10 protein-coding genes are annotated in these 12,165 nt (G+C 64.5%); all 10 read left to right on the forward strand.

Annotated elements, in window-relative coordinates; genetic code table 11:
- The first annotated feature begins 14 nt into the window (after nucleotides 1–14).
- On the forward strand, nucleotides 15–2,411 hold the full coding sequence (locus Q0L57_RS33405) for a thiamine pyrophosphate-dependent enzyme (protein ID WP_296747422.1): 2,397 nt from the start codon (nucleotides 15–17) through the stop codon (nucleotides 2,409–2,411).
- Nucleotides 2,412–2,433: 22 nt separating this feature from the next.
- Nucleotides 2,434–3,444: a C-terminal binding protein gene (locus Q0L57_RS33410; protein WP_296747423.1), complete on the forward strand. Its 1,011-nt coding sequence runs from the start codon at nucleotides 2,434–2,436 to the stop codon at nucleotides 3,442–3,444.
- Nucleotides 3,441–4,148, forward strand: a complete 708-nt coding sequence (locus Q0L57_RS33415) for an E3 binding domain-containing protein (RefSeq protein ID WP_296747426.1) — start codon at nucleotides 3,441–3,443, stop codon at nucleotides 4,146–4,148. The genes Q0L57_RS33410 and Q0L57_RS33415 overlap by 4 nt, the downstream gene beginning before the upstream one ends.
- Before the next feature lie 81 nt (nucleotides 4,149–4,229).
- On the forward strand, nucleotides 4,230–5,000 hold the full coding sequence (locus tag Q0L57_RS33420; RefSeq protein WP_296747428.1) for a GntR family transcriptional regulator: 771 nt from the start codon (nucleotides 4,230–4,232) through the stop codon (nucleotides 4,998–5,000).
- A 262-nt stretch (nucleotides 5,001–5,262) separates the two neighbouring features.
- Nucleotides 5,263–6,327, forward strand: a complete 1,065-nt coding sequence (locus tag Q0L57_RS33425; RefSeq protein ID WP_296747430.1) for a substrate-binding domain-containing protein — start codon at nucleotides 5,263–5,265, stop codon at nucleotides 6,325–6,327.
- A 67-nt stretch (nucleotides 6,328–6,394) separates the two neighbouring features.
- Entirely contained in the window at nucleotides 6,395–7,462 is a 1,068-nt protein-coding gene (locus Q0L57_RS33430) for a substrate-binding domain-containing protein (RefSeq protein ID WP_296747432.1), read from the forward strand.
- A gap of 68 nt (nucleotides 7,463–7,530) precedes the next feature.
- Nucleotides 7,531–9,033: a sugar ABC transporter ATP-binding protein gene (locus Q0L57_RS33435; RefSeq protein WP_296747434.1), complete on the forward strand. Its 1,503-nt coding sequence runs from the start codon at nucleotides 7,531–7,533 to the stop codon at nucleotides 9,031–9,033.
- Between the two features lie 3 nt (nucleotides 9,034–9,036).
- Nucleotides 9,037–10,068 (forward strand): ABC transporter permease, encoded by a 1,032-nt coding sequence (locus Q0L57_RS33440; protein WP_296747436.1) that lies wholly within the window; start codon nucleotides 9,037–9,039, stop codon nucleotides 10,066–10,068.
- On the forward strand, nucleotides 10,065–11,033 hold the full coding sequence (locus Q0L57_RS33445; RefSeq protein WP_296747437.1) for an ABC transporter permease: 969 nt from the start codon (nucleotides 10,065–10,067) through the stop codon (nucleotides 11,031–11,033). Before Q0L57_RS33440 ends, Q0L57_RS33445 begins: the two co-directional genes overlap by 4 nt.
- Before the next feature lies 1 nt (nucleotide 11,034).
- Nucleotides 11,035–11,916 (forward strand): SMP-30/gluconolactonase/LRE family protein, encoded by an 882-nt coding sequence (locus Q0L57_RS33450; protein ID WP_296747439.1) that lies wholly within the window; start codon nucleotides 11,035–11,037, stop codon nucleotides 11,914–11,916.
- The last annotated feature ends 249 nt before the right edge of the window (nucleotides 11,917–12,165 follow it).

Consider the following 12,165-nt stretch of genomic DNA (forward strand, 5'->3'; position numbering starts at 1 on the left):
CCAGGGAGGCTTTGGTGGCAAGTTCTGCGGCGCGCGCACGCTCGGATTTCAAGGGTCCGTCGAATCTGCCCGACCCGAAGATCCTGCTCGATCTGTTCGAGCGCATGGTGCTTCTGCGCCGCTTCGAGAGCATCGCCCAGATCGCCTGCCGCAAGGGCGAGACGCCCGGCTTCCTGCATCTCTATATCGGCGAGGAGGCGACAGGCGTCGGCGTCTGCGCGCATCTGCGCCAGACCGATTGGGTCACCTCCACCCATCGCGGCCACGGCCATGCGCTGGCGAAGGGCGCCCATCCCGGCCGGGTGATGGCCGAGCTTTTCGGCAAGGCAGACGGCATCTGCGGCGGCCGCGGCGGCACCATGCATCTGTATGACCGTTCGGTTGGCCTCTTCGGCACCAACGGCATTGTCGCCGCCGGCATCGGCCATGCGGTCGGCATCGGCATGAGCGCTCGCCTGCAAGGCCGCGACGATATCGGCGTCGCCTTCTTCGGCGATGGCGCTGCCAATCATGGCGGCTTCCACGAGGCGCTTAATTTCGCCGCGGTGCAGCGCGCGCCGGCGGTTTTCATCTGCGAGAACAACCTCTACGCCACCGCCACGCCGCTGAAGTCGATCACGCTCAATCCCGAGATCGCCACCAAGGCCGCCTCCTATGGCATGCCCGGCGTCGCCGTCGACGGCAACGACGTCTTCGCTGTCTGGCTGGCCATGAAGGAAGCGACCGAACGTGCCCGCGCCGGCAAGGGCCCGACGCTGATCGAGGCCAAGACCTATCGCACCGTCGGTCACCACGAGGGCGATCCGGTCATCGGCACCTATCGCACACAAGAGGAACTCGACGCCTGGATCAAGCGCGATCCGATCGACATGTTCCGCAAGAAGCTGATCGAGGACTATGGCGTCGCCGACGCCGAGGCGCTGGCCGCCATCGAGACGCGGGTCGAGAAGGTGGTCGAGGAAGCGCTGGCCTTCGCCCGCAATTCGCCCGAGCCGGACCCGGCGACCGTGCGCCAACATGTTTTCGCCGACCCGATCAATCCGCCCGCTGCCTTGCAGCCGCGTGTTGTCGGCGAGAGCCGCACACAAGGCTGGCTCGAAGCGGTGCGCGATGGCATCGCAGAGGAAATGCGCGCCAATCCGGCGATCCTCTATTTCGGCGAGGGCACCGGTGAGCGCGGCGGCAGCTTCGCCCACACCAAGAACCTCTGGCACGAATTCGGCCCCGATCGCATGGTCGACACGCCGATCTCCGAACAGGGCTTCACCGCGGCTGCCGTCGGGGCATCTGCCACCGGCGCGCGCACGGTTTCGGACCTGATGTTCGCCGACTTCGCTTTCGAGACCGCTGGGCAGATCTTCCTCCAGGCCGCGAAACTCCGCTACATGACCAGCGGCATCATGAGCGCGCCGATGGTGGTGCGCGTCGGCGCCGGCGCGCTGCGAAGCTCGGGTCCGCACCATAGCGGCATCTATCATCCGGTCTTCGCGCATATGCCTGGGCTCATCGTCTGCGTGCCTTCGACGCCGGCCGACGCCAAAGGCTTGATGAAGACGGCGCTTCGGGCGGGCGACCCGGTGATCATGCTCGAGCCCAAGGCGCTTTTCGCCTCCAAGGGTGAGGTGCCGGAGGGCGAGCATTTCGTTCCGTTCGGCGTCGCCCGCATCGCACGGGCCGGCAACGACATCACAATCGTCGCCGCCGGCCAGATGGTTCAGCGCGCGCTTGAGGCGGCGGATGCGCTGGCTGGCGAAGGCATCGAGACCGAGGTCATCGATCCGCGCACGATCATGCCGCTCGACATCGAGGCGATCGTCGCCAGCGTGCGCAAGACCCATCGCCTGCTGGTTGTCGACGAGGCCTGGGCGATGTGCGGCCTTGGCGGCGAGATCGGGCAAGCCGTCAACGAACTCGCCTTCGACGAACTCGATGCCCCGCCCGGAAGGCTGCATACCGCGCCGACCTCGCATCCTTTCGCACCGGTTCTGGAACGCGCCATGCTGGTCGACACGGCGCGCATCGCGCAAGGGGCGCGCGATGTCATCGCCGGCACGCCACCGGTTCCGGACCACTGGTACACGGTCGGCCTGAAAAGTGCCGCGCCAGCCAAGCCGGCTTCCGCGCCGGTCAAGCAGCAGCCGGCTGCGCCGGCGATTGCCGTTTCCGCGGCCAGCGACGACGAACCGGTGACGATGCCGTTCGGCGATCTCACCGTCAGCGAGGGCACCGTCGTCAAATGGCTGAAGGCGGTCGGCGACATCGTCAGGCAAGGCGAATTGATCGCCGAGATCGAGACCGACAAGGCCGTGGTCGAGATCGAGGCGCCGGTCGGCGGAACGCTCACCGCCATCGACCAGCCGGTCGGCGCCGTGGTGCCGATGGGCGGTCGCATCGGCGGCATCAAGAAGTAATCATCGAACGCGAAGGGCAAGCATGAAGATCCTGTGCGCCAACTGGCAAGCCGACGACGACGCCGAACTCGAGCGCAAGTACTATCCCGATGTCGAGTTCGTCCTGGCGCGGTCGACCAACGACAAGGCGGCCGACCTCGACCCTGCCGTCTGCGAGACGGTCGACGCCGTGATCAACTACTCGCCGACGCACAATGTCGCTTCGGCGCCGACGGCGTTTCCCAAAGTGCGGATAGCCGTGCGCTCCGGTGTAGGCTTCGACAACATCGACACGAAAGGCTGGGGCGCGCGCAGGATTCCTGCCTGCAACGTGCCGGATTACGGCACGACGGAAGTCGCCGACCATGCCATCGGTTTGATGCTGGCGCTGACGCGCGGCACTTCGGCTTATGGCCCGGAGCTATCCGGCAACGGCGCCGGGGGGTGGCATTTCTCCAAGGCGCCGCTGGTTCGCCGGCACAAGGGCGCCACCTTTGGCGTCGTCGGCCTTGGCCGCATCGGTCTGGCGGCCGCGCGCCGCGCCTCCGCCTTCGACATGAAGGTGGTGTTTTATGACCCGCATCTCCTGTCAGGCGTCGACCTGTCGACCGGTTACGAGCGGGTTCATTCGCTCACCGAGTTGATGGGGCGGGCGGATGTCGTCAGCATCCACACGCCGCTCAGCGAGGAAACCCGCAATCTGCTAGGTGCTTCCGCCTTTGCCGCGGCCAAGTCCGGCCTTGTCCTGATCAACACCGCGCGCGGACCCATCGTCGACCTCGATGCGCTCGAGGCGGCGATGCGCAACGGCAATATCGCGGGCGCCGGCCTGGACGTGCTGCCCAGCGAACCCGGCGATCTCGACCATCCGCTGCTGGCGGCATGGCGGCGGCGGGAGCCGTGGATCGCCAATCGGCTGATCGTCACCCCGCACGCAGCCTTCTACAGCCCGGCCGCGATGCGCGACCTGCGGCTGAAATCGATCGAGGTGGTGCATGCCTACCTCGCCGAGGGCCGGCTTACCAACTGCGTCAATGCCGAGTACCTGAAATGAATGTCGCGGTCGCGCAGCGGCGGCGTCTTGCGGCCTCGCCCTATGCCCGCCGCCTGGCGCGCGAGCGCTCACTTCCGCTCGAAGCACTTCACGGCAGTGGACCCGGCGGCCGTATCCTGGCCGCTGATGTGATCGGCTTCGTCCCGGCGGCCGGTCCCGTCGAGCAAACGGTGAACAGCCATCGCACCGTCAGTGCGCCACGCATCGCTGCCTTTGCCACATCGATCGCGCTCGGCGCGCTGCGCGACTTGCAGGAAGCTCTGAAGAGTGCGGGCAAGACGCTCGACCTGGATGATATGCTGCTGCGCGCGGCCGGTCGCGCGATCGCTGAAGCCGGCCGTTCGTCCGAGGGAGCAATCGCCCTCGAACTGCCCGGCCGGCAGATGGTGGTCGCGGCAGTTCCGGAGATGCCGCTGGCGTCGCTGCGGGCGACACGGCTTGCGGCCCTGACCAGCGACAGGGACGACGCTGCGGCGCCGGCGTTGCTGTCACTGCGATTGCTGCCGATGGCGGACATCCGGCCGGTCACGATGCCGCTTCTGCCAGGCCGCGCCATGCGCCTTACACTCTCAATCGGCACTCATGATGACGGCTGTGAGTGCCTATTGACCGCGGATGCCGCTCGCATCGAAGAAACGATCGCGGCGACATTTCTCGCCGCCGTCAAAGCGGCTGTCGAAAACCCGTTGAGGCTTTTGGTCTAAGGCGGTTGATGGCCTTCGGTGTTGCCTAGCCTCCGGCACGCTAAGCTATTATAAAAGCTTCGACGCAATGCGACGAGGCACATGGATAATTCGGCTCCTTCCATCGACAGTCTTCCCAGGCGCACGCTGGCCCGTGCGAACGGTCCGCTCTATCGCCAGCTCGCGGACCTGCTTCGCGAGCCCATCGGTAACGGCACTTTCCCGGTCGGCGGCGAGTTGCCGAAGGAGGCTGCCATAGCCGAGCACTTTGGCGTCAGCCTGATCACGGTGCGTCAGGCGCTGCGCGATCTCGAGGCTGACGGCTTGATCAAGAAACGTTCGGCCAAGCCTGCGGTCGTCGCCGCCCGCAATCCCGCGGTCAATTTGAGCTGGAAATTCAAGAATTTCGCCGACATGGCGGCCTTCACCAAGGATGCGCAGCTGGCTGTGAAATCCTACCGCAAGGAAGTCTCTCCGGTCCTTCAGCGCCATTTCGGCATGGGCAAGGACGAGGCGGGATATTGCCTGCGCAGCGTGCTGTCGATCGGCGAGCAGAGGAAGGCGCAGATCACCACCTATTTCCCGCCCGACATCGGCTCCAGATTGAAGCGTGAGGACTTTTCCGACGTTCTGATCTTCCGCTCGGTGCAGAAGCGTCTCGGCCTGCGGCTCGACGTGGCGCATATCACGGTGCGCGCGGAAATCGCCGACGAAGCGGTTGCCGCCGACCTCGGCATTGCGCTCGGTGGCCCCGTGCTGACGGTGGAAATGCTCTATCAGTCCGCCGACCAGCGCAGCATCGAGTTCTCCGTCGCCCGCCACCCGGCCGATATCTTCAGCATCACCTACGACGCGCTCAACGACCTGTCCTGAACGGGCTCGAGAGCGGCATTTTCTGATGCCGGCGGATAGACAGGCTCATAAAATTATAATAGCATGATAGCTAGGCTGGAGCGCTAAGCTCTGGAGGAGTCGCGGGGAGGAGACCCGGCGGATTTCAACGCGAATGCCGCTCGCATGCGAGCTTCACGAAAATTGACATCCGTCATTGGTACCGGTATCAATTTCGAGCCTGGATCCGGTCAAAGATGGCGCAGTTCATCGCCGACCGGGCAGGCGACAAAGGGAGGAGACCATGAAATTAAGGAGCTTGAGCGCCTGCTTTGTGGCGCTTGCCGGGTTCGCGGTCTCGATGTCCTCGATGCCCGGCCACACCGAAGCGAAGAAGCCTTACCTTATCTATCTCTCGAACAATTTCGTCGGCAATGACTGGCGCCAGCAGATGGAGCGCGTTGCCAAGGTTGCGGTCGACAAGGAGCCGTTGAAGGGCCGTGTCGATCTCAAGATCGAAAACGCCGAAGGCACCGTCCAAGCGCAGATCAATTCGCTGAACAACATCATCCGACAGAAGCCAGCCGCCATCCTGATCGACGCATCGTCGGCGGAGGCGCTGAACCCGACCATCAAGAAGGCCTGCGACGCCGGCATCATCGTGGTGAGCTTCGATCAGACCGTCACGGCGCAATGCGCTTATAAGGTGCATTCGGATTTCGACATCATGGCCAACAACCAGGCCGAATGGATGGCATCCATCCTTGGCGGCAAGGGCAAGGTGTTGATGGATCGAGGGCTCGCCGGCGCGCCGATTTCCGAACAGTTCGAGAAGAATTTCGGCGCGGTGCTGAAGAAGTATCCCGGCATCGAAATCGTCGGCTACTTCAACGGCAACTATGCGGCGGGTCCCGAGCAGGAAGGCGTCGCAAGCCTGCTCGCCGCTCATCCTGAGGTCGATGGCATCTTCTCGCAGGGCTACGGCACCGGCGCCATCAAGGCGCTGCAGAATGCCGACCGGCCGATGGTGCCGATCGTTGCCGCGGCCTTCAACGGGACCGGCGTCACCTGCGCCGAGACCAAGGGCGCCAAATGCTGGCTGGGCGCCAATCCGCCTTCGCTCTCCGCCGAGGCGATCAAGCTTGCCGTCGATATACTCGACACCGGCAAGAAGCCGGCCGACACGACCGTGCTGTTCAATTCGCCCGGCCTGACGACAGATCTCGTCGACGCGAAATACGCCCCGAACTCTTCAGCTGTGAAGATCGAGCTCGGCAAGACCGTATTCCCCGACCTTGCGCCCGGCCTTTCCTTGCCGGTGTCGCCGAGCTGGGTGGAGATCACGCCAAAGGAGGCTTCCGGAATCTGATCCCGGCGGACGCTGTCGCCGCCAATCGACATCGCAATTTAGAAGCAAAAAATGGGAGGAGAAATTCATGAAATCATTGAGCCGTTGCATTGGTCTCGCCGCGCTGGCCGCAACCATGATGTCCGTCGGCATTCAGGCCGGTCACGCCGAGGCCAAGAAGAGCTACACCATCTATCTGTCGAACAATTTCGTCGGCAATGACTGGCGCCAGCAGATGGAGCGCGTCGCCACTGTTTCGGTGAACAAAGGCCCGCTCAAGGGCCGCGTCGATCTCAAGATCGAGAACGTCGAAAACACCGTGCAGGCGCAGATCAACTCGCTGAACAACATCATCCGACAAAAGCCGGATGCCATCCTCGTCGATGCCGGCTCGGATTCCGCTCTCAATCCGACGATCAAGAAGGCCTGCGACGCCGGCATCGTCGTCATCAGCTTCGACCAGGTCGTGACCGAGCCCTGCGCGCTGGCCGTCGCCTCCGACTGGGATCGCATCCCCTCGGTCATGGCCGAGTGGATGGCCAAGCAGCTTGGCGGCAAGGGCAACATCATCCTCGACCGCGGGCTCGCCGGCGCGCCGATCTCGGCGCAGCTGCAAGGTGGCTACGAGAAGGTGCTGGCCAAGTATCCCGACATCAAGATCGTCGGCTACTATAACGGCAACTACGCGCTCGGGCCGGAGCAGTCCGGGGTTGCCGCGTTGCTTGCGGCCAATCCGAAGATCGACGGCATCATGACCCAGGGCTACGGCTCCGGCGCCATCCAGGCGCTCAAGGACGCCGGGCGGCCGATCGTCCCGGTCGTCGGCTTCTCCTACAATGTCGCCGCCGTCACCTGCGCCCAGACTCAAGGCGCAAAGTGTATCCTTGGCTCGAACCCGGCCTATCTTTCCTCGGAGGCGATCAAGCTGGCCGTCGACATCCTCGACACCGGCAAGAAGCCGGCCGAGCGCTCGGTTTCGGTCAAGGGCGACTTCGTCACCACCGATCCCTTCGAGTCGCAGCTCTATCCCGGCACCAAGATGATCAAGATCGCCATCGGCCATAATGCCTTCCCCGATCAGGCGCCCGGCTTGACGCTGCCGATCACACCCGATTGGGTCGAGATCACCGCTGCGGAAGCCGCCGGCACCAAGTAACATCCAGTGACCACGACCTTGTCTCCCGGCATCGCAAGATGCCGGGAGAGCTTTTCGAAGGCGCATACATGGACCTCGTCACCGTCACAGGCCTCTCCAAACGCTACGGCGGCATCGTTGCGCTGAACGAGGCGACGTTCAGCGCCCGCGCCGGCGAAGTGCATGCGCTGCTTGGCGAAAATGGCGCCGGCAAGAGCACCTTCATCCAGATACTGTCCGGGGCGGTCCAGCATGACGGCGGCTCGATCCTGGTCGACGGCCAGGATTATCGCCCGGCCAATCCCGATGCCGCGCAGGCGCGCGGCATCGCCGCCGTGTTTCAGGAGCTGTCGCTGATCCCGGACCTCAGCGTCGAACAGAACATCTGGTTCCGCCATGAACCGAGGACATGGGCGCGCACCGTCAATCGCGGCGAGATGCGCCGCAAGACGCTGGCTTTGCTCGACAAATACAATTTCCCTGCGCTGCGCCCCGAGCAGGAGCTGCGGCGGCTGACGCTCGCCGAGCGGCAGCTCGTCGAGATCGCCAAGGGCCTGGCCAAGGATCCGCGCATCCTCATCCTTGACGAGGCGACGTCGGCACTGCCAGCGCGGGAAGCGGAGTGGCTGCTCGGCTTGACCCGGCAGCTTGCAGCCGAGGGCCGGCTGGTGATCTTCATATCGCATCGCATGGCCGAGGTCCGCGCCATCGCCGACCGGCTGACCATCTTCCGCAATGGCAGCACCATCGCCGCGCATGAGGCCAATGCCGTGTCTGACGACGAGATCGTCGCCCAGATGATCGGCCGGCACCTCGATCGCCTCTATCCGGAACGCATCGCCACTGCGACTGACCGCATTGCGTTGAGGGTCAGGAATTTTTCGAGCGGCAGCCGGCTCACGGGCGTTGACTTCGCGTTGCGCGAAGGCGAGGTGCTTGGCGTCGGCGGCCTGCAGGGGCACGGCCAGCGCGAGCTTTTCCAGGCCCTGTTCGGAGCGACCAAAGCGACAGGCGCGATCGAGCTTTGGGGCAAACCCGCATCGATCGGCAATCCCCGCCAGGCGCTGACCGGCAAGGACGGCATCGCGCTGGTGCCCGAGGACAGGCGCGGGCAGGGCCTGCTGCTGACCAAGAGCGTGCGCGAGAACCTGACGCTCTCAGTCATCAAGCGCTTCACCGAAAGCGGCTTGCTCAGCCGGCAGAAGGAGGCCGCTCTGGTCAAGGAGATGGTCGACTTCCTGCGCATCAAGGCCGGCACGCCCGAACAGCTTGCCGGTACGCTGTCCGGCGGCAACCAGCAGAAGGTGATCTTCGGCAAGATGCTGCTCACCGAAGCACGCGTGCTGCTGCTCTATGATCCGACGCGCGGTGTCGATGTCGGCACCAAGGGTGAAATATTCCAGCTGATGCGCGACCTCGCGGCAAAGGGCTATGCGATCCTGTTCCATTCCAGCGACATGCCCGAACTCGTCCATGTCGCGGACCGCGTGATGGTCATGCGCAACGGCCGCATCGCCGCGACGCTCGAAGGTGAGCGCATCTCGGAGGCGGGTATTTTGCGCGCCGCCATGCTTGAAAGCGAGGCGGCCTGAGGCATGGTGGTGGCGATCGCGGAGCAACATGTGGAAACGGCGCAGCGTCCCGCCGAATTGAGACCCGCCCGGACAGGCGCCGACTGGCGTGGCCGCGTGCTCGACCGCGCGCCGTTCCTGGTCGCGTGCCTGATGCTGGCTCTCATCGTCGCCATCTATGGCAGCCTGCAGTCCGGCGTCTTTTCGGTGGACGAGCTCAACCTCGACACGGCCGCGGCGATGACGCTGATGCTGGCCGCCACCGGCCAGACCATCGTGCTCGTGCGCGGCGGCATCGACCTGTCGATCGGCGGCATGATCAGCCTAGGCACGGTGATCGCCGCGACGCGCTTCACCGATGACCCGTCGACCACCGCTGCTTGGGCGCTGGCCATCCTTGCGCTCGGCCTTGCGATCGGCGCGCTCAACGGCCTGCTGATCTCACTGCTCAAGCTGCAGCCCTTCCTGGTCACGCTTGCCACCTGGTCGATCCTCAACGGCGTCGCCATGATCATCCTGCCGACGGACGGCGGCAGCGTGCCGACCTGGTGGGTCGGTTTCGCTTCCGCGCAGCTTTTCGGCCTGACCAGTCCGGTATGGATGCTTTTGGCATTGCTTTTGTTCTGGTGGTGGTTCCGCGCCACACGCACCGGCGTCATTATCCAGGCGACGGGATCGAACGAGAAGTCGGCCTTCCTGTCCGGAGTCTCGATCACCTGGGTCAATGTCATCACCTATGGCCTGTCCGGCCTGTTTGCGGCGGGAGCGGCTTTGTTCCTGACGACCCAGACAGGCGCCGGATCGCCGACCATCGGCAAGGACTACATCCTGCCCTCGGTCGCGGCGGCGGTCATCGGCGGCGTCAGCCTGTTCGGCGGCCGTGGCCATCTCGCCGGCACTTTGATCGGCGCCTTCGTGCTCACGCTCATCGGCAACCTCGTCTTCGTCCTGCACGTGTCGAGCTACTGGCAGCCGGTCGCGTCCGGCGTCATCCTGCTGCTCTCGGTGCTGGCGAGTTCGGTGGCCGAAAAGCTCGCAAGGAGCCGCGTCCAATGAGCGCCTTTCTTGCCCGCAACCGGCTCATCGTGCTCGCCTATGCGGGCATGGTCGTGCTGCTCCTGGTCACGGCGCTGTTCTCGCCGGGCTTCCTGTCCGTCTCCAACATGCGCTCGACGGTCGTGCTGGCGGCGTTCGTCGGCATCGTCGCGCTCGGCCAGACCTTCGTCATCATCGGCGGCGGCATCGACCTGTCCGTGCCCTGGGTGCTGAACTCGGCCGCCATCATCATGGCGCTGCTGTGCGGCGGTCAGGATCTGCCGCTGGTCTGGGTCATGCCGCTGCTGCTCGCCGGCGGCGCCTTCGTCGGCCTGGTCAATGGCGTCGGCGTCGCCCAGTTCGGCGTGCCGCCGATCATCATGACTTTGGCCACCAACGTCATCCTGCAAGGGCTGATCCTTGTACTGACGGGGGGCTCGCCGACGCCGTCCGCGCCGGCGCTGATCCAGTTCCTGTCGGTCGGTCGCGTCGGCGGCTTCCCGGTCATCGCGCTGATCTGGCTCGCTCTGACGCTGGTGGCTACGGTGCTGCTTTCCAAGGCCGCGTTCGGTCGCCATCTCTATGCGCTGGGGACCAGTGCCACCGTTGCCGAGTTTTCCGGCGTGCCGACGGCGCGCACCACCATCCTCACCTATGTCACGTCGGGCATTACCGCCGCTTTCGCCGGCATGCTTTTGACCGGCTACTCGGGCCAGGCCTATCTCGGTATGGGCGATGCCTATCTGTTCACATCGATAGCCGCGGTCGCCATCGGCGGCGCCTCGATCCTCGGCGGCAGCGGGCACTATCTCGGCACGGTCGCCGGAGCGATGGTGCTCACCATCCTCACTGGCCTGCTGCCGGCGCTGAATCTGTCGAGCGGCGCACTGCTTGTCGTTTACGGCGCGGTGATCCTGCTTACCGTGTCGATAGGCAGCGAAACATTCGCGGGCCTGGGCAGCAGGTTCCGGGGAAGGGGTGTCTGAAATGGTCGAGATCACTTGTGTCGTCGATGCCAAAGCCGAGCTCGGTGAAGGCACGCTCTGGGACCCGAAGGCCGGCGTGCTTTGGTGGATCGACATCTGGCAGAAGCTGATTCACCGCTACGATCCTGCCACCGGCAAGGACGAGGTCTTCGAGACGCCGGAATATCTTGGCTGCCTTGGCCTGCGCGAGAAGGGCGGCCTTGTCCTGACCATGGCGGACGGCTTCCATTTTTTCGATCCGTCGACCGGCAAGTTCGAGGCGATCGTCGATCCGGAAGCGCATATGCCGACGACCCGCTTCAATGACGGCAAGCCGGATCGGCAAGGCCGTTTTTGGTCGGGCACGATGTTCGAGGTGCCGGGAAAACCGATCGAGTTCATCGGCGCGCTCTACCGCCTCGATCCCGATCTCTCCGTGCACAGGATGATTGAGGGCATCGGCTGCTCCAACGGGCTGGCCTGGAGCCCGGATTCGAAGACCATGTATTTTTCCGACAGCCATGCTGGCGCGGTCTGGGCCTATGATTTCGACCCGGTCACCGGCGACATCGAGAACCGCCGGACTTTCATCGACATGACGGTGACGGGCGGCGTCGCCGACGGCGCCACGGTGGATGCGGAAGGTTGCTATTGGGTGACCATCCCGGTGACCAGCAAGGTCTGCCGCTACGATCCCGATGGCAAGCTGATGCAGACCGTGCTGCTGCCGACCGATCTGCCGACCTGCTGTGAATTCGGCGGCAGGGATCTCGACGTCCTCTACGTCACCTCGGCCGTCCTCAAACGACCGGCCAGCCACTTCGCCGGCCAGCAGAACCCGGGCGGATTGTTCGCGCTCGATGTCGGGGTCAAGGGCCTGACGCTGCCGGCCTTCAAAGGCTGACGGCGGCGGGGGGCATTTACCCAAGGGCGGCAAGCAGTTTCAGGGGGGCAAAGGACGGAGCGGCGCTGGCGCATGCTACGCGTCAAGCGACGCGTTTGCGCGTTGCTCTCGCTTTGTTGATCGGGATGTCTGGCCCGCTGTAGTGTGCAGCGGCCCACCGCGGTCGTATTGTTCCTCCGAGACGGCAAATCCTCTGCAAATCCGGCAAGCTTTGTTAATGGTTGCTCCCTACTGTAGATTGCAAGTGAA

The organism is Mesorhizobium sp. (genome assembly GCF_024509055.1).
Classification (GTDB): Bacteria; Pseudomonadota; Alphaproteobacteria; order Rhizobiales; family Rhizobiaceae; genus Mesorhizobium.